Annotated in this window: 24 protein-coding genes and 1 other annotated feature; of the genes, 1 reads left to right on the plus strand and 23 read right to left on the minus strand. The window is 54.4% G+C overall.

Annotated elements, in window-relative coordinates:
- Nucleotides 1-162 precede the first annotated feature (162 nt).
- From leuD to GZ1_RS04795, 19 genes are all read right to left on the minus strand, one after another.
- Entirely contained in the window at nucleotides 163-756 is a 594-nt protein-coding gene (gene leuD / locus GZ1_RS04700; RefSeq protein ID WP_011232131.1) for a 3-isopropylmalate dehydratase small subunit, read from the minus strand.
- Between the two features lie 96 nt (nucleotides 757-852).
- Entirely contained in the window at nucleotides 853-2,268 is a 1,416-nt protein-coding gene (gene leuC / locus GZ1_RS04705) for a 3-isopropylmalate dehydratase large subunit (RefSeq protein WP_020754257.1), read from the minus strand.
- Nucleotides 2,269-2,288: 20 nt separating this feature from the next.
- Entirely contained in the window at nucleotides 2,289-3,404 is a 1,116-nt protein-coding gene (gene leuB, locus GZ1_RS04710) for a 3-isopropylmalate dehydrogenase (protein WP_060788002.1), read from the minus strand.
- A gap of 16 nt (nucleotides 3,405-3,420) precedes the next feature.
- On the minus strand, nucleotides 3,421-4,968 hold the full coding sequence (locus GZ1_RS04715; RefSeq protein WP_011232134.1) for a 2-isopropylmalate synthase: 1,548 nt from the start codon (nucleotides 4,966-4,968) through the stop codon (nucleotides 3,421-3,423).
- Nucleotides 4,955-5,980, minus strand: coding sequence for a ketol-acid reductoisomerase (gene ilvC / locus GZ1_RS04720; protein WP_011232135.1), 1,026 nt, complete (start codon nucleotides 5,978-5,980; stop codon nucleotides 4,955-4,957). The genes GZ1_RS04715 and ilvC overlap by 14 nt, the downstream gene beginning before the upstream one ends.
- Nucleotides 5,981-6,085: 105 nt before the next feature.
- Nucleotides 6,086-6,604 carry an acetolactate synthase small subunit gene (gene ilvN / locus GZ1_RS04725; protein WP_013144574.1) on the minus strand — a complete coding sequence of 173 codons (519 nt, stop codon included), beginning with the start codon at nucleotides 6,602-6,604 and terminating at the stop codon, nucleotides 6,086-6,088.
- The gene (gene ilvB / locus GZ1_RS04730; RefSeq protein WP_015375532.1) at nucleotides 6,583-8,322 is read right to left on the minus strand and encodes an acetolactate synthase large subunit; all 1,740 of its coding nucleotides are present in this window, start codon (nucleotides 8,320-8,322) and stop codon (nucleotides 6,583-6,585) included. Before ilvB ends, ilvN begins: the two co-directional genes overlap by 22 nt.
- Nucleotides 8,323-8,392: 70 nt before the next feature.
- Nucleotides 8,393-8,659: a binding site (T-box leader), on the minus strand.
- 22 nt (nucleotides 8,660-8,681) lie between these two features.
- Nucleotides 8,682-9,581: a branched-chain-amino-acid transaminase gene (gene ilvE, locus GZ1_RS04740; RefSeq protein ID WP_011232138.1), complete on the minus strand. Its 900-nt coding sequence runs from the start codon at nucleotides 9,579-9,581 to the stop codon at nucleotides 8,682-8,684.
- Between the two features lie 284 nt (nucleotides 9,582-9,865).
- On the minus strand, nucleotides 9,866-10,372 hold the full coding sequence (locus GZ1_RS04745; RefSeq protein ID WP_033004987.1) for a metallophosphoesterase family protein: 507 nt from the start codon (nucleotides 10,370-10,372) through the stop codon (nucleotides 9,866-9,868).
- Nucleotides 10,369-10,983 (minus strand): XTP/dITP diphosphatase, encoded by a 615-nt coding sequence (locus GZ1_RS04750; RefSeq protein ID WP_015375534.1) that lies wholly within the window; start codon nucleotides 10,981-10,983, stop codon nucleotides 10,369-10,371. The genes GZ1_RS04745 and GZ1_RS04750 overlap by 4 nt, the downstream gene beginning before the upstream one ends.
- Entirely contained in the window at nucleotides 10,980-11,750 is a 771-nt protein-coding gene (rph, locus tag GZ1_RS04755; protein ID WP_015375535.1) for a ribonuclease PH, read from the minus strand. The genes GZ1_RS04750 and rph overlap by 4 nt, the downstream gene beginning before the upstream one ends.
- A 151-nt stretch (nucleotides 11,751-11,901) precedes the next feature.
- Nucleotides 11,902-12,975 (minus strand): GerMN domain-containing protein, encoded by a 1,074-nt coding sequence (locus GZ1_RS04760; protein ID WP_053413856.1) that lies wholly within the window; start codon nucleotides 12,973-12,975, stop codon nucleotides 11,902-11,904.
- 104 nt (nucleotides 12,976-13,079) lie between these two features.
- Nucleotides 13,080-13,874: a glutamate racemase gene (gene racE, locus GZ1_RS04765; RefSeq protein ID WP_011232143.1), complete on the minus strand. Its 795-nt coding sequence runs from the start codon at nucleotides 13,872-13,874 to the stop codon at nucleotides 13,080-13,082.
- A 9-nt stretch (nucleotides 13,875-13,883) separates the two neighbouring features.
- Nucleotides 13,884-14,327: a MarR family winged helix-turn-helix transcriptional regulator gene (locus GZ1_RS04770; protein WP_015375537.1), complete on the minus strand. Its 444-nt coding sequence runs from the start codon at nucleotides 14,325-14,327 to the stop codon at nucleotides 13,884-13,886.
- Between the two features lie 208 nt (nucleotides 14,328-14,535).
- Nucleotides 14,536-14,760 carry a helix-turn-helix domain-containing protein gene (locus GZ1_RS04775; protein ID WP_020754265.1) on the minus strand — a complete coding sequence of 75 codons (225 nt, stop codon included), beginning with the start codon at nucleotides 14,758-14,760 and terminating at the stop codon, nucleotides 14,536-14,538.
- Between the two features lie 101 nt (nucleotides 14,761-14,861).
- Nucleotides 14,862-15,095 carry a hypothetical protein gene (locus GZ1_RS04780; RefSeq protein WP_060788003.1) on the minus strand — a complete coding sequence of 78 codons (234 nt, stop codon included), beginning with the start codon at nucleotides 15,093-15,095 and terminating at the stop codon, nucleotides 14,862-14,864.
- A 53-nt stretch (nucleotides 15,096-15,148) separates the two neighbouring features.
- Complete coding sequence (gene sdhB, locus GZ1_RS04785) at nucleotides 15,149-15,910, minus strand: succinate dehydrogenase iron-sulfur subunit (protein WP_015375538.1); 762 nt, start codon at nucleotides 15,908-15,910, stop codon at nucleotides 15,149-15,151.
- 1 nt (nucleotide 15,911) lies between these two features.
- Nucleotides 15,912-17,669: a succinate dehydrogenase flavoprotein subunit gene (sdhA, locus tag GZ1_RS04790; protein WP_015375539.1), complete on the minus strand. Its 1,758-nt coding sequence runs from the start codon at nucleotides 17,667-17,669 to the stop codon at nucleotides 15,912-15,914.
- Nucleotides 17,670-17,837: 168 nt separating this feature from the next.
- The gene (locus tag GZ1_RS04795) at nucleotides 17,838-18,446 is read right to left on the minus strand and encodes a succinate dehydrogenase cytochrome b558 subunit (RefSeq protein ID WP_049626561.1); all 609 of its coding nucleotides are present in this window, start codon (nucleotides 18,444-18,446) and stop codon (nucleotides 17,838-17,840) included.
- Nucleotides 18,447-18,689: 243 nt separating this feature from the next.
- On the opposite strand from GZ1_RS04795, the gene GZ1_RS04800 reads away from it, so the two are divergent.
- Nucleotides 18,690-19,142, plus strand: a complete 453-nt coding sequence (locus GZ1_RS04800) for a YslB family protein (protein ID WP_014196467.1) — start codon at nucleotides 18,690-18,692, stop codon at nucleotides 19,140-19,142.
- Between the two features lie 48 nt (nucleotides 19,143-19,190).
- On the opposite strand, the gene uvrC is transcribed toward GZ1_RS04800, so the two are convergent.
- From uvrC to GZ1_RS04820, 4 genes are read right to left on the minus strand one after another with little or no spacing between them, the layout of a single operon-like run.
- The gene (uvrC, locus tag GZ1_RS04805; protein WP_060788004.1) at nucleotides 19,191-20,963 is read right to left on the minus strand and encodes an excinuclease ABC subunit UvrC; all 1,773 of its coding nucleotides are present in this window, start codon (nucleotides 20,961-20,963) and stop codon (nucleotides 19,191-19,193) included.
- A gap of 11 nt (nucleotides 20,964-20,974) precedes the next feature.
- Nucleotides 20,975-22,417, minus strand: a complete 1,443-nt coding sequence (locus tag GZ1_RS04810) for a hypothetical protein (RefSeq protein WP_060788005.1) — start codon at nucleotides 22,415-22,417, stop codon at nucleotides 20,975-20,977.
- A gap of 47 nt (nucleotides 22,418-22,464) precedes the next feature.
- Entirely contained in the window at nucleotides 22,465-23,391 is a 927-nt protein-coding gene (locus GZ1_RS04815; protein ID WP_060788006.1) for an FTR1 family iron permease, read from the minus strand.
- A gap of 25 nt (nucleotides 23,392-23,416) precedes the next feature.
- Nucleotides 23,417-24,178: a hypothetical protein gene (locus tag GZ1_RS04820; protein WP_015375544.1), complete on the minus strand. Its 762-nt coding sequence runs from the start codon at nucleotides 24,176-24,178 to the stop codon at nucleotides 23,417-23,419.
- Nucleotides 24,179-24,247 lie beyond the last annotated feature (69 nt).

Here is a 24,247-nt window from a genome sequence, read left to right on the forward strand (position 1 = left end):
TTTCCCTCGCGAAACAACCCGCGTCTTGCTGGGTAACACAAGCCGCTTGTTTGCCGAAAAGCAGCCGGCCTCTGGACGCAGACGCCGTCAAACGCGAAAAAGGCTGCTCCCGCCGATTGGCAGAGCAACCCATCTCTCCTTGCCGCCCGGAACACATGGCGCTTACGGCCGTGGACAATGCCGTCGTTCGTAGGCGGCGATATGCGCTTCGTACACAAACGTCAAATCAATTTCGTCCCATCCTTTTAGCAACAGCTGTTTTCGATACGGGTCGATGTCAAACGGACGCGAAAATCCTTCATCGTCAAATACCCGCTGTTCTTCAAGCGAAACCGTCAGTTCATAGTCTGCGCGCTCGCTTTGGCGCAGCAAGTAGCGGACATCCTCTTTATCCAGCCGGATCGGCAACAGTCCATTTTTTAAGCAGTTGTTGTAAAAAATGTCGGCAAACGATGGGGCAATGATGACGCGGAATCCGTAATCTTGCAGCGCCCACGGCGCATGTTCGCGCGATGAGCCGCAACCGAAGTTTTCATCGGCGACTAAAATCGTCGCCCCTTCGTTTTCCGGGCGGTTGAGCTCAAACTCCGGATTTGGCGTGCCGTCGCTCAAATACCGCCAATCGTAAAAGAGAAACTGGCCAAAGCCGGTGCGTTCAATCCGTTTCAAAAACTGCTTTGGAATGATTTGATCGGTATCAATATTCGCCCGATCGATGCCGGCGGTTTTTCCGCGATGGATCGTAAACGGCTTCATCGTCCTTTCCCCCTTCCGTTATGGATGTCACTGATGGCAAAGGAGCTCGGTTTCCTAGGATGCCGCGCCGCCTCTTTTGCCATCACGATCGTCAATTTAACAGACCGGCTCGGCTTCAAGCTGGCGCACATCGACAAAATGTCCGTAAATCGCAGCCGCCGCCGCCATCACCGGGCTGACGAGATGCGTGCGCGCCCCTTTTCCTTGCCGCCCTTCAAAGTTGCGGTTCGACGTTGACGCACAGTGCTCGCCTTCTGGGATGATGTCCGGGTTCATGCCCAAACAGGCGCTGCAGCCGGAGTCGCGCCATTCAAAACCGGCGTCGATGAAAATTTGTGCCAACCCTTCCGCTTCGGCTTGTTTTTTCACTTGCTGCGATCCAGGCACGACGAGCGCCCGTACACCAGGAGCCACTTTTTTCCCTTTCACGATGCTCGCCGCCGCGCGCAAATCGCTGAGGCGTGAGTTGGTGCACGAACCGATGAAGACGTGCTGCACCGGAATATCCGTAATCGGCGTGCCCGGTCTAAGCCCCATGTACTCAAGCGCCCGGCGCACCGCGTTTTGCTCTGTTTTGCTTTCAAATTGCTCGGGATGCGGCACGACGCCATCGACGGAAGTGCTCATCGCGGGGTTCGTCCCCCACGTCACCATCGGAGCGATCGTCGACGCATCGATTTCAATCGTTTTATCGTATTTTGCCCCCTCATCGCTGGCTAACGCCCGCCACCGTTCCACCGCCTTGTCAAACTCCTCGCCTTTTGGTGCATATTTGCGGCCGCGCAAATAGGCGAACGTCGTTTCATCCGGACTGATGAGGCCGGCTCTCGCCCCAGCTTCAATCGACATGTTGCAAATCGTCATTCGCTCTTCCATCGACATGCGTCGGATCGCTTCGCCTGTAAATTCGATAATATAACCGGTGCCGACGCCAACGCCATAGCGGCCGATAATGGCCAAGATGACGTCTTTGGCGGTCACTCCTTTGCCGAGGCGGCCGTTGATGCAGATTTGCAGCGTTTTCGGCTTATGCTGCCAAAGCGTTTGTGTAGCCAATACATGCTCGACTTCGCTCGTGCCGATGCCAAACGCCAAGGCGCCAAACGCCCCGTGCGTCGACGTATGGCTGTCGCCGCAAACGATCGTTTTTCCCGGCTGGGTCAACCCGAGCTCTGGGCCGATGACGTGAACGATTCCTTGCTCTTCGCTGTTCAGGTCGGCGAGCGGAATGCCGAACTCGCGGCAGTTGCGCTCAAGCGCAGCGATTTGGTTGCGCGCCACTTCGTCGGTAATCACAAATCGGTTAACGGTTGGCACGTTATGGTCCATCGTCGCAAAGGTCAAATCCGGCCGCCGCACCTTCCGTCCTTTTTGCCGCAACCCTTCAAACGCTTGCGGCGAGGTCACTTCATGCACTAAGTGCAAATCGATGTACAATAAATCCGGTTTGCCCTCCTCACGGTAGACGACGTGGTTTTCCCAAATTTTATCGATGATCGTTTTCGGCTTCATTGGCTTTCACCTCGCACGTCTTAGGCATAAACGGTCATAATTTGAGCAATGGCCGTATAATCCAGCACCGCTGTTTTGATTTCTTCGACCATTTCGTTCGTTGATACGATGCGGCCGCCGCTTGGCGCCAAGTCGGCGGTGCGCAAACCTTGATCGAGCGCCTGCCGCACCGCGTGCTCTACCGCCTCCGCTTCCGCGGTGAGCCCGAACGACAGGCGAAGCATCATCGCGGCTGACAAAATCGCCGCAATCGGATTGGCTTTGTTCATGCCGGCGATATCAGGCGCTGAACCGTGCACCGGCTCATACAAGCTCGGACCGGAAGCGGATAAGCTGGCTGACGGCAGCATCCCGAGCGAACCGGACAACATGGAGGCTTCATCGCTTAAAATGTCGCCAAACATGTTTTCTGTCACAATGACATCAAACTGCTTCGGCGCGCAGATGAGCTGCATCGCGGCATTGTCAACAAGCATATGCTCAAGCGTGACGTCCGGAAACTGCTTCGCCACCTCTTCGGCCACTTCCCGCCATAGACGGCTTGACGAAAGGACGTTCGCCTTGTCGACCGAAGTCACTTTTTTCTTCCGCCCGCGTGCGAGTATAAACGCCATGCGGACGATCCGCTCAATTTCTTCTTTTTTATATAACAAGGTGTCCACTGCTTTTTCTTCGCCGTTTTCGACGACGCGGCCGCTCGGCTGGCCGAAGTAAATGCCGCCGGTCAGCTCGCGGACGATGACAAAATCGACGTCTTGCACGAGATCCGGTTTTAACGGCGAAGCGGAAACCAAACTGTCATAGCAAACAACCGGCCGCAAGTTGGCATATAAGTCGAGCTGCTTGCGAATGGCAAGCAATCCTTTTTCCGGGCGCAAATGCGGAGGGTTGTCATCCCACTTCGGACCGCCGACCGCCCCAAGCAGCACCGCATCGCTTTCTCGGCAAAGGCGGAGCGTTTCCTCGGGGAGCGGCGTCCCCGCCTCATCGATCGCCGCTCCACCGATCAATCCATATTCAAACGTAAACTCGTGGCCAAACCGGATGCCGACCGCTTTCAATACCTCGACCGCTCCGGACGTCACTTCTTTGCCGATGCCATCCCCTGGCAAGACGGCAATCCGATAGTTTCCCATTCTGAATCCCCCCGTTTTATGGTGTTGCCACTTTCTCGTTTTCGCCGCGCATCGCTTCGATCATAAACACACGGTTGATGGCGTTGATGTACGCTTTCGCCGATGCTTCCAACACGTCTTGTGCAGTGCCGCGCCCGCTCGTCTCGATGTCATGGGCGCGCACTTTGACGAACACTTGGGCCAACGCATCGCGGCCGCCGCCGACCGATTCGATCCGGTAGTCAAGCAGCGTCACCGGCGTTTGGAAGCAACGTTCCAATGTATTGTACAGCGCCTCGACGCTGCCCGCGCCGGTCGCCGCTTCTTGGATTTCATTCCCCTTCCCGTCTTTCAGTACAACGACCGCTGTCGGAATTTGATTCGTCCCGTATTGCACTTGGATGGAAGACAATTGGTAAAAATCTTTAAAGTGGTCGAACTTCTCTTCGAAAATCAACGCGATTAAATCATCATCGGTAATGTCCTTCTTTTTGTCAGCCAATTCTTTAAAACGGACAAACAGCTGATTGATTTCTTCATCGGACAACGTGTAGCCGAGCTCCTCGACCCGGTTGCGAAGCGCATGGCGGCCGGAATGTTTGCCGAGCACCATCGAATTCGACGGCACGCCGACGAGCTCCGGCGAAATGATTTCGTATGTCGTTTTTTCTTTTAAGACGCCGTCTTGATGGATGCCCGATTCGTGGGCAAACGCATTTTTGCCGACGACCGCTTTGTTGGGTGGAACGACGACCCCGGTCAGCTTGCTGACAAGATTGCTTGTGCGCTTAATTTCCTGCAAATTGAGGCGCGTTTCCACTTGATAGTAGTCTTTGCGGATGTGAAGGGCCACAGCGATTTCCTCAAGCGCCGCATTGCCGGCCCGCTCGCCGATGCCGTTGATCGTGCACTCGACCTGCGTCGCTCCATGTTCAATGGCCGATAGCGAGTTCACCACCGCCATGCCCAAGTCATCATGACAATGAGCGGAGAGTGAAACATTTTCAATATTCGGAACATTGTTTTGCAAATAGAGGAAAATTTCCCCGTATTCTTTCGGCGTAATATAGCCGACCGTATCCGGAATGTTGATCACCGAGGCGCCGGCTTTGATCACTTCGGCGACGATTTTCGCCAAAAACGGCAACTCGCTTCGGCACGCATCTTCCGCCGACCATTGGACGATCGGGAAAAAGCGCTTCGCGTATTTCACCGCCTCAACCGCCGCTTCAATCACTTGTTCCGGCGTCATCCGCAATTTATGCACCATATGGATCGGCGAGGTGGCGATGAATAGGTGGAGCCGCGGCTCCGCGCCGCCTTTTAACGCCTCCCACGCCGCATCAATATCGCTTCGGACCGAGCGCGACAGCCCGGTGACCGAGCATGTTCTCACCGTTTCGGCGATTTGTTTGACCGCCTCAAAATCGCCTTTCGATGAGGCGGGGAAACCCGCCTCGATGATGTCAACCCGCAGCCGTTCAAGCTGACGGGCAATTTCCAACTTTTCTTGCAAATTCAAGTTCACACCAGCAGATTGTTCCCCGTCACGCAATGTGGTATCAAAAAACTTAATTTTTCGCACCTGGCACCACCGCCTCGACTTGTTTTGCCTTCACAAACGGCATCATGCTTCGCAGTTCGCGTCCGACAATCTCAATCAAATGCTCATTCTCACGCCGGTTGATGGCGTTGAACTCCGGACGGTTCGCTTGGTTTTCCAAAATCCAGCTCTTCGCGAATTTGCCCGTTTGAATGTCATCGAGCACCTTTTTCATTTCCGCTTTCACAGCGTCGTTAATAATGCGCGGGCCGGTGATAAAGTCGCCCCATTGCGCCGTATCGGAAATCGAATAGCGCATCCACGACAAACCGCCTTCGTAAAGGAGATCGACGATGAGCTTCATCTCATGCAAACACTCAAAATAGGCGACTTCCGGCTGATACCCGGCTTCAACGAGCGTTTCAAACCCGGCTTTGATGAGCGCCGTCAGCCCACCGCACAGCACCGCTTGTTCACCGAACAAGTCGGTTTCCGTCTCTTCTTTGAACGTCGTCTCCAACACCCCAGCTCGAGCAGCGCCGATCGCTTTCGCGTAGGCGAGCGCCGTTTCTCTCGCGTGTCCGGTCACATCTTGGTAGACGGCGATGAGCGCCGGCACGCCCGCTCCTTCCGTATATGTGCGCCGCACGAGATGGCCTGGGCCTTTCGGCGCAACCAAGAAGACGTCAACATGATTCGGCGGGACGATTTGGCTGAAATGGATGTTAAAGCCGTGCGCAAACACAAGCGCATTGCCTGGCTCGAGTTCCGGCTCGATTTCCTCTTTGTACACGGCCGGCTGCTTCTCATCCGGCAGCAGCACCATGACGATATCAGCCTGCTTCGCCGCTTCGCGGACGGAATACACCTCAAACCCGTCTTGCTCCGCTTGCTCCCACGATTTTCCTTTTCGCAGCCCGACGATGACGCGGACGCCGCTGTCGCGCAAGTTTTGCGCATGGGCGTGGCCTTGTGAGCCGTAGCCGATGATCGCGACCGTTTTCCCTTGCAAATATTGTTCGTTTGCATCCCCGTTATAGTAGACTTTTGCCATGATTACCCTCTCCTTTGTCCTGTAGATAAATGTTGGTCAAGAAACAGCGCAAATGCTGCGATGGCGCCATGACTGCGCATGGGTGCGGTTTTGTATTGATGGTTGTTAAATGATAAACGCCGTTTTCTGGTTCGTGGTCGCTTTTTGCGCCCCGCGGGTGAACGCGGTTGTTCCCGTGCGCGCCACTTCCTTAATGCCGTACGGGCGCAATAGTTCAATCAACGCCTCGACTTTCTCCGGCTCGCCGGTCACTTGAATGACGAGGCTGTCTTTGCTTACGTCGACGATCGAGGCGCGGAACGGCTCGATGAGCGTGTAAATTTCCTGGCGGACCGCCGGAGGAGCGGCAACTTTAATGAGCGCCAGCTCGCGGGCGACGATCGCTTGGTCGGTGATGTCATTCACCTTCAACACATCAATCTGCTTGTTCAGCTGCTTAATGATTTGCTCCGCCGTCCGTTCATCGTCAACGTTGACGACGAACGTCATCCGCGAAACGCCCTCGATTTCCGTATGCCCGACCGTAATGCTTTCGATATTGTAATGCCGCTTCGTAAACAGCCCGGTAATGCGGTTTAACACGCCCGGGCGGTTGTTGACTGTCATCGTGATAATTCTTCGCACGCTTTCACCCCCACCATTTCATGAAGCCCTTTGCCGGGCGCCACCATCGGATAGACGTTCTCGTCGGCGCGGACATGGAAATCAAGCAGCACCGGCCCATCCATCGCAAACGCTTGTTTTAACACTTCAGCTGCTTCCGCCTCCGTCTTCGCCCGCAGCCCCGGTATGCCGTATGCTTCAGCGAGTTTTACAAAATCCGGCTGATTCGGGATGAGCGAATGGGAGTACCGTTTTTCGTAAAACAGCTCCTGCCATTGCCGCACCATGCCGAGCGCCTGGTTGTTGACGATGACGATTTTAATTGGCAACCCCAGCTCTTGAATGACCGACAGTTCTTGGAACGTCATTTGGAAGCCGCCGTCGCCGACGATCGAAACGACCGTAGCGCTCCGGTCGGCGAGCTGGGCGCCGATCGCTGCCGGAAGCCCGAAGCCCATCGTGCCGAGCCCCCCGGACGTCACCCACCGGTGCGGTCGATTGAACTTGTAATATTGCGCCGCCCACATTTGGTGCTGGCCGACGTCCGTCGTCACGATCGCCTCGCCGTTTGTCATTTCATAGATCATCTCGATCAGTTTTTGCGGTTTGATCGTGCCGGCTTCCGGCTCATAATGGAGCGGGAAGCGCCGCTTCCATTCGTCAAGCTGCTCAAGCCACGCCGCGGTGTCCGCCGGCTTGCCTTGCTGGGCGATCAGCTCTTGCAAGGCGGCTTTCGCATCGCTGACGATTGGAATTTTGGTCGGCACGTTTTTGCCGATTTCCGCCGGATCGATGTCGATATGGGCGACGGTCGCTTTCGGCGCGAAATAGTTTAAATTGCCGGTGACCCGGTCATCGAAGCGGGCGCCGATGTTGATGAGCAAATCGCATTCACACAGCGCCATATTCGCCGTATACGTACCGTGCATGCCGGCCATGCCTAAAAACAGCGGATGGTCGGCCGGGAAACCGCCAAGGCCAAGGAGCGTATGAATGACCGGAATGTTTTGCTGTTCGGCGTATTGCCGCAATTCATTGGACGCATTGGCGTGCAAGACGCCAGCGCCGGCTAAAATGACCGGCCGCTTTGATTGGCTGACCGCCTCGACAAGCCGGCGGATTTGCCAATGGTTCGGCTGCGTCGTCGGCTGATAGCCAGGCAAATGAACGTCTTGATCGTAATCAAACTCCCCTTCGGCCGTCGTAATGTCTTTTGGAATATCGATCAACACCGGTCCGGGGCGCCCGGTCGTCGCGATGTGAAACGCCTCTTTAATGATTCTCGGCAGCTCGCTGATGTCGCGCACTTGGTAGTTGTGTTTCGTAATCGGCATCGTAATGCCGACAACGTCCGCCTCCTGAAACGCATCCGAACCGATGACGCTTGTCGCCACTTGCCCGGTAAAGACGACGAGCGGCAGCGAATCCATCATCGCGTCGGTCAACCCGGTGACGATGTTGGTCGCTCCCGGGCCGGAGGTGGCGATGACGACCCCCGGTTTTCCAGAAATGCGCGCATATCCTTCCGCCGCATGGATGGCCCCTTGCTCATGCCGCGTCAGCACGTGGAACACGCCGGCTTTATACAACTCGTCATACAGCGGGAGCACCGCCCCCCCTGGATAGCCGAAGATGACTTCGACTTTTTCTTCCTTGAGCGCTTCAATGAGCATCAGCGACCCGCTCATTCTCGCCTTCGTCCTCGCTTTTTCTTGTTCCTCGACTTTCATTTTTGTCATCGTCGATCCTCCCTGTGATTTGTCATCCATATAAAAAACCTTTCCGCCCACGATGGCTGTCATTTCCAGCCAAAGGGGCGAAAAGGTTTCCTTTCCGCGGTACCACCCTTCTTCACGGCCGTGACGGCCGCCTCAGGAGCGGCCAGCCGAAGCCGGCCGCTCATTTTGGTAACGAGTGAAGCGCGCGTCTCCACTCGTCCAGCCCTACTAGCCGTCCGGCGTTCAGGCTGGCGCTCAGAGGTGAGTTCATCAAGCGGCAACATCACCGGTTCGCAGCTCCCCCGGCTCTCTGTGGATGTTGGCCCCGCTGACTACTTATCCTCGTCAACGCTTTTTCGCTATCCACTTGTCATGGACGATCAACCGACATTGGCGTTCGTCGGATACACCTTTACTCCTTCGACGACCACGCGGCGGCGGAATTCTTCAAGCAACCGCTTGGTATGCGGTCCCGGCGTCCCGTCGCCGATCGTCCGGCCATCGACTTTAATGACCGAAATGACTTCGGCCGCCGTCCCCGTCAAAAACACTTCATCCGCGACATAGACGTCATGGCGGGTAAACGGCTCCTCTTTCACCGTATAGCCGAGATCCTCCGCGATTTCGATGATCGCTTGGCGCGTAATGCCTTCAAGCGCCCCGACATACCCAGGCGGCGTGTAAATGACGCCGTTTTTGATGATGAAAACATTGTCTCCCGAACCTTCCGCGACATAGCCTTGATCGTTTAAGATCAGCGCTTCGCTTACGTTCGCCAAATGCGCCTCGATTTTGACAAGCACATTGTTTAGGTAGTTGAGCGATTTGACTTTCGGGCTCAGCACATCAGAGCGGTTGCGGCGCGTCGCCACTGTCACCACTTCGATGCCGGTTTCATATAAATGCTTCGGGAAGAGCGCGAGCGGCTCGACGATAATCACGATTTGCGGCGTTTTGCATTTGTACGGATCCAGTCCTAAATCGCCGACCCCGCGCGAAACAACCAGGCGGATGTACGCATCTTGATAGCCGTTGCGGCGGATCGTTTCGAGCACGTGGCCAATCATTTCTTCCTTCGTGTACGGAATGTCGAGCAAAATCGATTTCGCGGAATTGTATAGCCGATCTATATGTTCTTCGAGGCGGAATACGTTGCCGCTATAGACACGAATGCCTTCAAATACCCCGTCGCCATACAAAAATCCATGGTCATACACGGAAATTTTGGCGTTTTCTTTTGTCACAAATTCTCCGTTTAAAAAGATCCATTGTTCGCCCACTTCGGTTCCCCTCTTCCTTGATCAGTCAGCAGTTGCTTTGAACGGCTTGATCATTGTATTGAGTCGTTTCTCTTATTTGAAAATTATAATAATCCGAAACCTTTGCGCCGTCAATAACGTTTTTCGAAAATTCCGATTGGTCAAACTATTTGAATGCGCTTACATTATGATAGAATCAAGGTTTTGCCGATTCAAAAATTTTTTCTTTCTTGGCGGCTCATAGAAAGCGGACGCGCTCTAACTGCCAAAGACGAAAAACAAAAAATAGCGGACGTTTTGTCCGCTTAGATCGAAAAGGTTCGTTCCATTCCGGAAACGGGCTGCCCATTCACTTCATAAAATTGGACATGCACGCGCCCGCCGCCGATGGTCAACACCGCGTACGTTTTTTCTTTTCTTCCGCGCGGCAAAGCAATGCTGCCGGGGTTGATGAACAACCGCCCATCCATTTGCTCGGCGCCGGCCAAATGCGAGTGGCCGAAACAAACGACGTGAGCCCCTGTTTCTTGCGCGCGATAGGATAAACGCAAAAGCGACGTTTTCACCCCGTATAAATGGCCGTGGGTGACAAACAACCGAACGCCGCCTGCCTCTTCGATGCGCTCAGCAGGAAACGCGGCGAAATCGCAGTTGCCGCGCACGACGGCAAACGGGGCGATCTCGTCCGCCCCCACCTCCAACTCCGAGTCACCGCAATGGATAAACAAATCCGCTTCATGGCGATGACGGTTGACAATTTCAGCAAGTTCGGCAGTCAGCCCATGGCTGTCGCTCACAATCACCGCCTTCATTCCGTCCGCCCCTTTCCACCGACGATCTCCTCCCACTGCTCATCGAGCTTCGTCAGCGCCTTGGCGCGATGACTGATTTGATTTTTTTCCTCCGGCGCAAGCTCCGCCATCGTTTTTCCCCACTCCGGAAGGTAAAAGATTGGATCATAGCCAAAGCCCCCCTCCCCACGCGGCACTTCGGCGATATAACCATCGCATGTCGCTTCGACAACGGCGGTCGGCCGCCCTGGGATCGCGACGGCGAGCGCGCAATGAAAACGAGCCGTGCGCTGCTCCATCGGCACCCCGTCAAGCTCGCGAAGCAGCTTGGCGATGTTGCGTGCATCGTTTTTATCTTCCCCGGCATAACGGGCCGAATGAACGCCCGGCCGGCCGCCGAGCGCATCGACCACGAGCCCGGAATCATCGGCGATCACCGGCCGCTTTAGACGCCGCGACGCCGCTTCTGCTTTGAGCACGGCATTGTCCGCAAACGTGCTTCCCGTTTCTGCGACATCCGGAGCGTCCGGAAAGTCAAGCAACGATTTCACTTCGACGCCCCGCTTGGCAAACAAAGCGGCGAACTCGCGCACTTTGCCAGCGTTTTTGGTCGCGATGACGATCTCCTTCACTCTGTGTCCTCCTCTGCCGCTTCTTTTTTTTCGCCGATGCGCGCCGCCCACTCGCCCAATGCGCGGCGCTGAACGGCGATGAGCTGCTCGATGCCGATTTGCGCCGCTTCAAGCAATTCATCAAGCTCGGCGCGCGAAAAAACTGCTTCCTCTCCGGTTCCTTGAATCTCAACAAATTGACCGGCTCCGGTCATGACGACGTTCATATCCACTTTCGCCCGCGCATCCTCGTTGTAATCTAAATCAAGAATCACCCCATGCTCCGGATCGATGCCGACCGAGGTAGCGGCGAGAAAATCGCGGATCGGAAGCGCCTCGAGCTTCCCTTCTTCCACCAGTCTGGCAAGCGCCAACACAAGCGCCACATACGCACCAGTGATCGACGCCGTCCGCGTTCCGCCATCCGCCTGAATGACGTCGCAATCGATCCAAATGGTCCGCTCGCCAAGCTGTTCAAGATCAACAACCGAGCGAAGCGCGCGGCCGATTAAGCGCTGAATTTCCATCGTCCGCCCCGACACTTTTCCTTTGCTCGCTTCCCTCACATTCCGCTGCTCTGTCGCCCGCGGCAGCATCCCATATTCGGCCGTAATCCATCCTTTGCCGCCGCCGCGCATAAACGACGGCACTTTCTCTTCGACCGTCGCCGTGCAAATGACTTTCGTGTCGCCGATTTCAATGAGCACCGACCCTTCAGCGTGCTTCATGTAATGCGGGTGTATATGTACAGGGCGCAGCTCGCAACTGCTTCGTCCGTCCGCTCTCATCAACTGAGTCCTCCTTTTCTCCATCTTCAACGGAATGCCAGACGCCGCATTTCTTTCCGCCTAGCGAAAAAAAGAAAGAGGCAGAATACGTTTCCACCTCTTTGTTATACCATAACGTCCTATTCGTTTCCAGCCAGTCAGCACCAACCGGTTAAAATGTCCCGGTATTGACGTTTTGCGGCCGAGCGACCGGTTTGGTGAGCGGCTTGCCATCTTCCGTGACAAGATTGGCTTTGCCATTGACGGTGATCGCCACGCTTTCGACTCCTTTTTGCTCCGTGAGCGACAAAACGAGAGAATTCAACACGACGTCGGAAATGACATTTTTCTTGTTGCTTCCATAAATGCCTTCGTTAAAGTTGAGCGTCACTTTGCCATCCTCGTATTTCGGGGCATCGACAAGCTTCGCGTCCGGCTGAAAGACGCCGACAAGCCCGCTCCCTTGCTCTGGTCCTTGAATCAGTTCGTTGACGGCCGCGGCAATATCATCTTTCTCCTTATTGGACACACGCCGTGTCACCGGCACATAGTATGTGCTGTTCCCTTGTTGGGCGACAAAATAAACGGTGACCGGATGCGTATTCGTAATGTCTGGCACGCCGTTCGCTTCCATATTGATGCCATCGGCGCGGCTTACCCCATCTTGGATCGGCGTTTTATTGACCGGCATCACGTTTTGATCGTAGCCGTTGATGCGGATTTTGACGCGCTTGATATTGTCAAATTGCGTCAATGTCCACGTAATGGACTGCAAAATTCGTTTTTCGTCCTCCGGCTTATAGTTTTTAAATTCCGGCGAAAAGTCAGCGATCAACGTTCCGTCTTTTTCCAATTTTGTGCCAAGCACCGTCGTTCCGGCCGGAATGACCGCGCGGAAGCCGTTCGGTAACATTTCTGACACGGGTCCGTCTTCAACCAAATATTCGAGTACTTGTTTCGCCACGGCCTGCGTTTTCGGCAATTCCACTGTTTGCGGCACGACAAAGCCGTTTTTGTCAATCAAGTACAGCTCTCTTTTCACCGTCTCGGTGGCCTTCGCTTTCTCTTTCCCTTCCTTTTGGCTTTCCGTCGCTTCCTGAAGCGCTTGGCCGTCTTTGACATAACTCGTCTCTTGCGGCGGATCGATCTCCTTCACCGCCTCATCTCGCCCAAACAAACCGCAGCCGCCAAGCAACAACAGCGAGGCGAGCAGCGGCGCCGCCCATATGTGAGTCGTCCGTTTCATTGACGTTCCCTCCTACTCGTAGTTTGTACTACTATGTATACGAGCCGTTTTCCAAAATAGAATAAAAAAATCCTTTAGCGCATGGACGCTAAAGGATTGGTTGGTTACAGCCGAATCGCTTCGACCGTGCCGATCGGCTTGCCAAACCACTTCCCGGAAATCTTTTCAAACAGCTCTTTCGGCCCGGTCGTGAAAAACAAATGCTCCGGTTCGCGCTCGCCGGTGTAAAGGAGCTGGCTGTGGTGCAAAATCGCGCTCACTTCACGAGCCGTCTCACCGCCCGAGCAAATGAGCTTCACGCGTTTGCCCATATACGTGCGAATGAGCGGCGCGAGCAACGGATAATGCGTGCAGCCTAAAATCAGCACATCGATCGGCAGCGGACGGAGCGGAGCGAGCGATTCGGCGACGATCGCCATCGCCTCCTGCCCTTCAAAGTCGCCGCTTTCCACAAGCGGAACGAATTTCGGACAGGCCAAGCTCTCGACTTGGACGCGCGGATTGATGGATTGAAGCGCCTTTTCATACGCCCGGCTTCGGATCGTGCCAATCGTGCCGATGACGCCGATGTGCCCGCGCCTAGTCGCTTTCAGGGCCGCGCGAGCGCCGGGATGAATAACGCCAAGCACAGGAATGTCAAGCTTCGCCCGCACGTCGTCAAGCGCGACCGCCGTCGCGGTGTTGCAGGCGATAACAAGCATTTTCAAGGGATATTGCCGCAAGTAATCAATCATTTGCCACGTAAATCGACGGACTTCTTCCACCGGCCGCGGCCCGTACGGGCAACGGGCGGTGTCGCCTAAGTAAATAATTTGTTCTTTCGGCAGCTGCCTCATAATTTCTTTGGCGACGGTCAAACCGCCGACTCCTGAGTCAATGACACCAATTGCTCTTTCCAAGTGATCGCCTCATTCTTTCGTCATTTCTTGATGCAATTTGCGCAAACAACGCTCAAAGAGAACGATTTCCTCTTCAGAAAAATTTTCCAACACTTTAGCTAAATCTCTCTGGCGTTTTTCAATCACTTCCTCAATGATGCGCTCGCCTTTTTCCAACAAGTGAATGCGGACGACGCGGCGGTCGTGTTCATCGCGGACTCTGGCGACAAGTCCGTTCCGCTCCATACGGTCGACCAAGTCGGTCGTCGTGCTGCACGCCAAATACATTTTGTTCGATAACTCGCCGACCGTCAAGTCCCCTTCTTCAAGCAGCCACTGCAGGGCGACAAATTGCGGTGGGGTGATCGGATAGTTGGTTAAAATTTCACGGCCGCGCTGTTTCAAATTGGCGGCGATATAGCGAAGCAATTTTTCCAACTCGGCGACCGTTTGTTCATTCATCGCAGACGGCATATCATCTCTCCTTGATCGTTTCCGCGGCCAGCCTCAAACGGCGGCTTGCGTCGACAGCTATTCTTACTTTTCATTTTACAACACCGGCAAAGATAATCAACAAAAAAATGCGGCGGCCGCCGCGGACGAAGGCCGGACGGGCGCCAAGCCTCGTCCGGCCGCAAGGGAACATAACAGCCGGCTGTCCAACAAGGAAAGCCGGCATCGTTTATAGTTCAAGTTCGCCCATTCGAAGCAATTCAATGACAGCTTGCGAGCGCCCCTTGACCCCAAGCTTTTGCATCGCATTCGAAATATGGTTGCGGACCGTTTTCTCGCTGATAAACAGCTCTTGGGCGATCTCTTTCGTCGTCTTGTCTTGCACGAGCAATTCGAAGACTTCTTTTTCTCTTTTTGTCAAAAGCGGCTTCGATTGAAATGATTTGTCCTTCAACGGTTGTAACCCTCCTTGCTCTCAATGGGCCCGAACTGCCGGATGGGTATTTCCTCGCCATATCGTATGTGAGAGCAAGAGCGGCGGTGACGAAAATTTGCTTATCTAATAGAAAAATGGGTCTTTTTTTTTCGGTTCATCACCAAATGACTTTTAAAGACAAACATGATAGCAATGTTGTTCAAAGAGATGTGTGGTATAAAAAGGAAAAAATGCTGTTTTGGTTTTTCTTTATCATGATCGTCTTTCTTTTTCAAGTACACTTTGTGATGAAGAGCCTTTTCTTCTTTATCTTTCGATTCGCCGGAGACGGTTGGCTGCCGCTTGTCCAGCAAAACAAAAAATCCCCCTCATGTCTGTTCGAATGAAGGGGATTTTGATTCTGCCGCTACACTTCGTCGCTGCCAAAGAAATCGCGGAACATTTGAATCGTCGTTTCGCGGTTTAACGCCGCGATCGATGTCGTCAACGGAATGCCCTTCGGGCACGATTGCACGCAGTTTTGCGAGTTGCCGCAGTTGGCCAGTCCGCCGTCGCCCATAATCGCCCGCAACCGTTCGGCTTTATGCATCGCCCCGGTCGGATGGGCGTTAAACAGCCGCACTTGCGACAGCGGCGCCGGGCCGATAAAGTTCGACTTGCTGTTGACGTTCGGGCACGCTTCCAGGCAGACGCCGCACGTCATGCATTTGGACAGCTCGTACGCCCATTGCCGCTTCCGCTCCGGCATGCGCGGCCCCGGGCCCAAGTCGTACGTTCCGTCGATCGGAATCCATGCTTTCACTCGCTTCAACGCATCAAACATCCGGCTCCGGTCGATGACCAAGTCGCGGATGACAGGGAATGTGCGCATCGGCTCAAGGCGGATCGGCTGCTCGAGTTTGTCAATGAGTGCGGCGCACGCCTGGCGCGGTTTGCCGTTAATGACCATCGAACAGGCTCCGCATACTTCTTCCAGACAGTTCATTTCCCAAGCGACCGGCGTCGTTTTTTCCCCTTTGGCGTTGACCGGATTGCGGCGAATTTCCATGAGCGCCGAAATGACGTTCATGTTCGGGCGGTACGGAATGACAAACTCCTCTTCATACGGAGCAGAATCCGGACGATCTTGACGGGTGATGATGAATCGAACCGTTTTGTTCTCGCTCATCTTACTTCACTTCCTCTTTCTTTTTGCTGTAGTCGCGCTTGCGCGGTTTAATCAACGAGACGTCAACGTCTTCATAATGGAACGCCGGACCGTCTGGCGTGTAGCGGGCCATCGTCGTTTTCAGCCATTCTTCGTCGTTGCGCTCCGGAAACTCCGGCTTGTAGTGCGCGCCGCGGCTTTCATTGCGATAGTAAGCGCCAAGCGTAATGACGCGGGCGAGCTGCAGCATGTTGTACAGCTGGCGGATAAACGTCGCTCCTTGGTTGCTCCATCTCGACGTATCGGTGACGCTGATGTTTTTATACCGCTCCATCAGCTCTTGAATTTTCTCATCGGTCTTCAGCAGCCGGTCGTTGTAGCGGACGATCGTCACGTTTGCCGTCATCCATTCACCGAGCTCTTTATGCAGCACGTAGGCGTTTTCCGTGCCGTCCATCGCCAAAATGTTTTCCCACTTTTCTTGCTCCCGTTTCACATAGCTGTCGTATAACGTCGACGGCATCGCATCGGCCGATTTCTCGAGACCGCGGATGTAGCGGACGGCGTTCGGGCCGGCGACCATTCCGCCGTAAATCGCCGACAGAAGCGAGTTTGCCCCGAGGCGGTTCGCGCCGTGAATCGAATAATCGCACTCGCCGGCAGCAAACAACCCTTTGATGTTCGTCATTTGGTCATAGTCGACCCATAAGCCGCCCATCGAGTAGTGAACGGCCGGGAACACCTTCATTGGCACTTTGCGCGGGTCTTCGCCCATGAACTTCTCGTAAATTTCGATAATGCCGCCGAGCTTGACATCCAACTCTTTCGGATCTTTATGTGACAAATCCAAATACACCATGTTTTCGCCGTTGATGCCGAGCTTCAAATCGACGCAGACGTGGAAAATTTCCCGGGCGGCGATGTCGCGCGGCACCAAGTTTCCGTAAGCCGGATATTTTTCCTCAAGGAAGTACCACGGTTTCCCGTCCTTATACGTCCAAATGCGTCCGCCTTCCCCGCGCGCCGATTCGCTCATCAACCGAAGCTTGTCATCGCCTGGGATCGCGGTCGGGTGAATTTGGATGAACTCGCCGTTCGCGTAGTAAACGCCTTGCTGATAGGCGATCGAAGCCGCTGAACCAGTGTTGATGACCGAGTTCGTCGATTTCCCAAAAATGATCCCCGGGCCGCCGGTCGCCAAAATGACGGCATCGGCTGGAAACGCTTTGATTTCCATGGACCGCAAATCTTGTGCGACGATGCCGCGGCAAATTTGCTCGTCATCCAAAACGACGCCTAAAAACTCCCAATGCTCGTACTTCGTGACGAGCCCGGCCACTTCATGGCGGCGCACCTGTTCATCAAGTGCATACAAAATTTGCTGCCCGGTCGTGGCTCCAGCATAGGCGGTCCGGTGATGCTGCGTCCCCCCGAAACGACGGAAATCAAGCAACCCTTCCGGCGTCCGGTTGAACATGACGCCCATCCGATCGAGCATGTAAATGATCCCCGGCGCCGCTTCACACATCGCTTTGACCGGAGGCTGGTTCGCCAAGAAGTCCCCGCCATAGACGGTGTCGTCAAAATGCTCCCACGGCGAGTCGCCTTCCCCTTTCGTGTTGACCGCTCCGTTAATGCCGCCTTGGGCACAGACGGAGTGAGAACGCTTTACCGGAACGAGCGAAAACAGTTCGACAGGCACTCCTGCTTCGGCGATTTTAATCGTGGCCATCAAACCGGCCAACCCACCGCCAACAACGATGATTTTCCCTTTTTTCATAGCTACTCACTCCCTAATAGATTGCTGCTTTTGCTTGCATGCCGCACGTTTTGCCTTGCCGGCCCGCCATCGACCAAGCGATCGTTCGGCGAACGGCTAGAGCACGTTTGTCACGAGCCAACGCAGCAGTTCATCGTTGAATCATTCCTTAGGAATGGAACGCTTGTCTTACGCAAACGCCAAGATGGCGCGAATGCCGACAATGGAAAGCGCGATGAAAATGATCATCGTAATGTACGTAAATACTTGCTGCGAACGAGGGGACACCGTCAACCCCCAGCTGACGCAGAACGACCATAAGCCGTTGGCGAAGTGAAAGACCGTGGACAAGATTCCAACAATATAAAATCCGAGCATAAACGGATTGTCGACAATGTTGGCCATCATGTCGTAGTTCACTTCGGCGCCGAATGCAGCATGCACCCGCGTTTCATACACATGCCAGACGACAAAAATCAATGTAATGATGCCGGTGATCCGCTGAAGCATGAACATCCAGTTGCGGAAATAGCCGTACTGGCGAGTGTTGAATTTGGCTGTAAACGCGATATAAATGCCGTATACAGCGTGGAACAACAATGGAAGAAAAATAACAAAAATTTCAAGAAAATAGCGGAACGGCAAGTTTTCCATAAACGCCGCCGCCCGGTTAAACGCTTCCGGCCCACGGGTCGCAAAATGGTTGACGACCAAGTGCTGCACTAAAAAGATGCCGACGGGAACAACCCCCAGCAGCGAATGGAGCCGGCGATAGTAAAACTCGCGATTCCCTGCCATTATGTAAACCCCCTTCAATTGAATAAAAAATATGTCCCTCTCGCTCGCCATGCGGAAACGGAAACGTCTTCCATTCCCCTATTCGCTTGTCACATTCATTGTACTCCCACATTGTACAAGCGTCAAGAAAACACTGACACAAAATGTTCAAACATTCTCATAGTTGCGCCACCTTAGGAAAGAGGATGCACTCCGGCAGCAATTCAGCTATAATGGGGAAATGGATAGAAAGAGGGGAAAACGATGAAACAGCCACCATTAGAGGACCAATATCAAATGTTTGGGTCAATTGCGCTTTCCGCCTTCGGGACTGAGCTGCTTCGCCATTCGCTTCTTCCCGAGCTGCTTGGCAAAGATGCCGCTTCGCTGCTGTACTGGGCCGGCAAACAGCTGGCGCGGCGCTACCCGCTCGGAACGCTCGATGACGTCGCCGTATTTTTTGAACGGGCGGGCTGGGGGGAGCTATCAACCGGCGAAGAGCGAAACGACGAACTCTATATCGAGCTGTCGGGCCCCATCATCGCCGCCCGCTTTTCCTTGTACGGCAGCTGCTCGTTCCAGCTTGAGGCTGGATTTCTCGCCCAGCAAATCGAACAACAAAAGCGGTTCGTCACCGAAGCGGTCGAACTGCCGCCAAAGCGGGACGGCAAAGCGCGCATTTTGGTGAAATGGGATCGGAAGCAGGCGATCGAATGACATGCAAAGAACGGGCGTCCGCTCGCAAAACGGGCGTCCGTTCAGCCATTATTCATGCAGTTTTTCATAGATTTTCTCCGCCACCGCCCGTGGAATGTTCGCCCGTTGCAGCTCATCAACGGTCGCCTCTTTCATCTTTTTGACTGATCCGAAATAGTTTAACAGCGCTTTTTTCCGCTTTTCCCCGACGCCGGGAATGTCATCAAGCACGGAATGGAACATCGTTTTCTGCCGCGTCTTTCGGTGAAACATAACGGCAAACCGATGCACTTCATCCTGGATGCGCTGCAATAAATAAAACTCTTGGCTTTGCCGGTCAAGCGGCACGACATCCGGCGGGTCGCCGGCCAAAAGCTCTGATGTGCGATGTTTTTCGTCTTTCGCCAATCCAGCCAGCGGCACATCCAGTCCAAGTTCGTTTTCGAGCACATCCCGCACCGCCGACAAGTGTCCTTTGCCGCCGTCGATGATGATCAAATCGGGAAGCGGCAATCCTTCTTTCAACACGCGCGTATAGCGGCGGCGCACGACTTCGCGCATCGTTTCATAATCGTTCGGCCCCGCGACCGTTTTCACCTTATATTTTCGGTATTCTTTTTTCGCCGGCTTGCCATCGAGGAAAACGACGAGCGCCGAGACCGGATCGGCCCCGTAAATGTTCGAGTTGTCAAACGCCTCGATGCGGCGCGGCGCCGGAATGCCAAGACGCTCTCCGAGACGTTCGACCGCTTTGATCGTCCGTTCTTCGTCCCGCTCGATGAAATAAAATTTTTCTTTCAGAGCAATGGCCGCGTTTTTGCTCGCCAGCTCCACAAGCTCTTTTTTCTTCCCTTTTTTCGGCTGGACGACGGCAACGCCGAGCAATTCGCGGGCGAGCTCGCCGTCAATGTCGGACGGGAGGACGACTTCTTTTGGCTTCAAATGATGCGCTTTCGCATAAAACTGACCCAAAAACGTAAGCATTTCCTCATCCGGGTCTTGGTAAAGCGGGAAGATCGACACGTCGCGCTCGATCAGCTTTCCTTGGCGGAGGAAAAACACTTGCACGCACATCCAGCCTTTGTCGTACGCATAGCCGAATACATCGCGGTCGATGAAGTCGTTGAGCATCATTTTTTGCTTTTCCATCGTCATCTCAATCGCTGCGATTTGATCGCGGTATTCTTTCGCCCGTTCAAACTCGAGCGCTTCCGCCGCCTCGTGCATTTTCTCGGCCAACTCCCGCTTCACGTCTTCATACCCGCCGTTTAAAAAGCGGACGATTTGTTCAACCATCGCCTTATTTTGTTCGTCCGACACCGGGTGGACGCACGGGGCGAGGCATTGGCCCATATGGTAATACAAACAGGCGCGCGAAGGCAGCGTCGAACATTTGCGGAGCGGATATAAGCGGTCGAGCAGCTTTTTCGTTTCGTTCGCCGCCTGCACGTTTGGATACGGGCCGAAATATTTGCTCCCGTCTTTTTTCACTTTGCGGGTGATCAGCAGGCGCGGATGCTTTTCTGCGGTGATTTTAATAAACGGGTAGCTTTTATCATCTTTCAGCATGACGTTGTATTTCGGATCATGCTTTTTGATCAAATTCATCTCCAAAATGAGCGCCTCGGCGTTTGACGAGGTGACGATGTATTCGAAATCGGCGATCTCCTCAACAAGCCGCTGCGTCTTGCCGTCATGCGTCCCGGTGAAATACGAGCGGACGCGCGCTTTCAGCGACTTCGCTTTGCCGACGTAAATGACCGTTCCGTGTTTGTCTTTCATCAAATAGCAACCCGGCTGTTCCGGCAGCACGGCCAGCTTTTCTTTCAGCCGCTCGTTCATTGGCCATCACCTCACTCTCCATCCACCCATTCGTACAGCGTAATCGTCCCATACACCGGATCAGCAAGCAGACTGGAACGATACGTTTTCACTTTGCGCACATGGCGGGAAACATCGATCCCTTGAGCCTCGAACCCTTGGACAACGTGATTGGTCATATATATCGCAGCATGGCGGTAGTTTTCTTTGTCTTGCAAAAAGAAGGAAAAATGGAGCACGTCTTTATGTGGAAAGGGCACGTTCAAATAGTCTAGGACGCGCGTCTCTTCCCACGTATATACCACAAACGGCTGCCGTTTGTCACGCAAATCGTCCGCAAGCTGATACACTGCCGGCGGCGTCTTTGCCTGCTCGCACAGCTGCCCGATGCCGATTGCAGCCTGCAGCAGCACAACCGCCGCCGCCAACACATGCTTCCATGATCGCGGTGCAGCCAATACGCGCCCCCACACGAAAACGAGCGCAATGTGAACGAGCGGAAGGAGATGACGCGGCTTGTCAATGTTTTGTCCGAAAAGCGCCCACAAAGCATACAGCAACGCGGAAACGACAAGCGGGCGCGGCAGCCGAAACGGCCCAGTGCGCCAGGCGATGGCGCCGACCACTGCATAGGCAGCCAGCAGCCAAGCATTTCGGCTGGCCATGCCGGTCCAAAGAAAGTTGTCAAGGACAAAGCGGAGCACCCGCTCCCAAAATGGAAGCGGGCTCGCCGCCGCCGTTCCCCCCCAGTCGCTGAAATGACCGACGACAAACGCCCAGCCAAGCTTGAAAAACGGCCAAAGGCCGCCTTCCGTCGCCGCGACCGCCGCCACCCAAACAAATTGAAAGGCGGCCGCCGCCAACAGCGATGCCGCCACGCGGCCGAGGCGGCGGTGCGTTTTCCAGTCTTCATGCCAAAGGATCAACAACGCAGCAGCAAACGGGGCATAAGACAAACGGATGCCCATGAGGATGCTGAACAACGCGGCCGGCCAAAGCTGCGCCATCCATGTTGTTCGCCGCCGCGCCCATTCCACCGCCCATATGTACCACCAAAGCACGCCAAGCGCCGCGCCGTCCGACATCGGTCTGGCGGCGGCAAGGAGCACGTAGCTTGAAGAAAGCACCGAAAGCGCCGCCCATAGCGCCGCTGAACGCGGCATATGGCGAGCGAGCAGCCAAACGATGGGAAAGGCGGCGGAAAACAACACGAGCACATTCAAGATCGAAAGCGCTTTGGCCGGATTGGCGACCAGAGCGTGCACTGCCATGCCGCCAAGAATCAAATACGGATAGCCCGGGAAATGCGGCTGCATGGCCAATAAATCATAGCGTTCCAGCGCCCGCGCAAAGTCAACTTCGTCCCACGAGGCCGCATACGGGTTCGCCCCATACAAACCGGCGCCGGCCAACAAAGCAGCCATTCCGACACCAAAGCTCATCCAAAAGCGATCATCGCCCAACCGTTTGTCCACCGTGTTTCCCTCCAAAGAAAACGTACAAGGCGCAGCGTCCTTGTACGTTACATGACGTTTTTGGCTTGTTCCTCCAACGAGGCAACCGCCGGCTTCTCAACCACGGCCTTCTTTTGACCGCGGCGGCTCACCACCAACAAATACACGACGACGAAGTAGCCGATATAGGCCAACACTTCTTCAAGCGACGGCATTGAAGAATAACCGAACAGCGCTTTTAAAAAGACGCCGACTTCGCCGGAAAAGACAGGGGCGACGCCATGGTCGCGCACGTAATGTTCGTAATCGATCGGATGTTCCGGAAGCAGCCACGTCAAATCGTATACGTGCGGCATGACGCTGCCGATGAGGCCGATGTCCTGCATCATCGAAATGGCTTGCACGAGCAGTCCGGCGGCAATTAGGACGATAAACGCGCCAGTCACTTTAAAGAACGTCTTCAACGGAATGCGCATCGTCCCTTTAAAGAAGAAGTAGCTGACAAAAGCGGCAATGACGACCCCGGTCGCCGCTCCCCAGCCTTGCATCGCCGCGCCGATGTTGCCGTGCGTAATGGCGGCGAAGAAGAAGACCGTTTCCACTCCTTCGCGCAGCACGACCAAAAACGAGTGGATGACCATGCCGGCGACATTGCCGGCGGTGACAAACTGATCCATTTTCCCTTCCACGCTTTTTTTCATGTCCCGACTATGTTCGGCCATCCAGAACACCATTTGCGTCAAGAGCAACGCGGAAATGACCATGATGCCGATTTTCAAATACGTCTCGCTTCCCATTGCCGCAAAACCGGTAAAGACGAGCTGAAACAACATGGCGACGCCGACGCTCGCCGCCACAGCAAGAGCGGCGCCAAGCCATACATATTTCGTGTATTCACGGTGACCGACCCGTTTCAAATACGATGTAATGATGCCGACAATCAGCAGCGCTTCCAGCGCTTCACGAAACGTGATAAGCAGCGCTTGAACTTCCATGCCCCCGCCTCCCATTCAGTTTAGACTAAGCACGCTTCCGGCGACGTGCGTAAATCAAGACAGTCCCGATGATCACCACAGCGATGACGATGAGCGGAATCCAGTTTTTGGCCTCGGACAAATCGGTCCACTCTTTCTTTTGCACTGCATCCGGCTTTTCCGTGGCGCTTTCCGAAAAATGGCCGACTTTTAGGCTTTTGAGGCCAAATTGCTTTTGCAACGCCGATAAAATGGTTTCCTTGCTTTTCTTGAACGTTTCGATGTCTGATTTTTTCTCGCCGACGCCAAACAGCCCCGGGTTGCCAAGCGACTGAAGCGCCTTGTCAAACTCGGTGCGCAGCTGTTTGTCAAGCGCAGGGTCTTTCCCTTGGATGATCGGCGACAGCGCCTCATACGTCGCAAACGCCTTCGCCAACAGCCGCTTGCTCGTGTCGTACTGATCAAAGTTCGCCTCAATATTGTCCAAACGTCGGGCGATATTGAGCACTAAAATTTTTTCCATGTCTTTGATCACCGCCTGGCGGTCCTTCGCTTCGATGGCTGCAAGCACCGCCTTGGACGGCTCAGGCCCCATGTGCATGTCGATTTCTTCTTTTATGGTTCCGAAAATTTCCTTCGCTGCGGCAAAGTTCGGCGGCTGCTCGTTCAACTTTTCTTTCATCTCTTTATACGCCTCAGCAACCGCTTCTTTGTTCGGATCTCCATACGAATAGGCGAACGCTTTCAGCGGAATGAGATTGAGAATAATGATCACTGCTATGTAAAAAAAGAAACGGGATGTTTTCACGTTTCTGATCCCCCTCCATCAAGATCAATGATAATCATTATCACCATCATTGTCAATATTGGAAAAATG

The organism is Geobacillus zalihae NBRC 101842, assembly GCF_001544135.1.
Lineage (GTDB): Bacteria > Bacillota > Bacilli > Bacillales > Anoxybacillaceae > Geobacillus > Geobacillus zalihae.

Bases quoted from the DNA above. Each gene is read 5' to 3' on its own strand.
- leuD (WP_011232131.1), bottom strand. From the start codon at position 756: ATGAAGCCGTTTACGATCCATCGCGGAAAAACCGCCGGCATCGATCGG.
- leuC (WP_020754257.1), bottom strand. From the start codon at position 2,268: ATGAAGCCGAAAACGATCATCGATAAAATTTGGGAAAACCACGTCGTC.
- leuB (WP_060788002.1), bottom strand. From the start codon at position 3,404: ATGGGAAACTATCGGATTGCCGTCTTGCCAGGGGATGGCATCGGCAAA.
- ilvC (WP_011232135.1), bottom strand. From the start codon at position 5,980: ATGGCAAAAGTCTACTATAACGGGGATGCAAACGAACAATATTTGCAA.
- ilvB (WP_015375532.1), bottom strand. From the start codon at position 8,322: ATGACAAAAATGAAAGTCGAGGAACAAGAAAAAGCGAGGACGAAGGCG.
- GZ1_RS04745 (WP_033004987.1), bottom strand. From the start codon at position 10,372: ATGAAGGCGGTGATTGTGAGCGACAGCCATGGGCTGACTGCCGAACTT.
- rph (WP_015375535.1), bottom strand. From the start codon at position 11,750: ATGAGAGCGGACGGACGAAGCAGTTGCGAGCTGCGCCCTGTACATATA.
- GZ1_RS04760 (WP_053413856.1), bottom strand. From the start codon at position 12,975: ATGAAACGGACGACTCACATATGGGCGGCGCCGCTGCTCGCCTCGCTG.
- GZ1_RS04770 (WP_015375537.1), bottom strand. From the start codon at position 14,327: ATGCCGTCTGCGATGAATGAACAAACGGTCGCCGAGTTGGAAAAATTG.
- sdhB (WP_015375538.1), bottom strand. From the start codon at position 15,910: ATGAGCGAGAACAAAACGGTTCGATTCATCATCACCCGTCAAGATCGT.
- sdhA (WP_015375539.1), bottom strand. From the start codon at position 17,669: ATGAAAAAAGGGAAAATCATCGTTGTTGGCGGTGGGTTGGCCGGTTTG.
- GZ1_RS04795 (WP_049626561.1), bottom strand. From the start codon at position 18,446: ATGGCAGGGAATCGCGAGTTTTACTATCGCCGGCTCCATTCGCTGCTG.
- GZ1_RS04800 (WP_014196467.1), top strand. From the start codon at position 18,690: ATGAAACAGCCACCATTAGAGGACCAATATCAAATGTTTGGGTCAATT.
- uvrC (WP_060788004.1), bottom strand. From the start codon at position 20,963: ATGAACGAGCGGCTGAAAGAAAAGCTGGCCGTGCTGCCGGAACAGCCG.
- GZ1_RS04815 (WP_060788006.1), bottom strand. From the start codon at position 23,391: ATGGAAGTTCAAGCGCTGCTTATCACGTTTCGTGAAGCGCTGGAAGCG.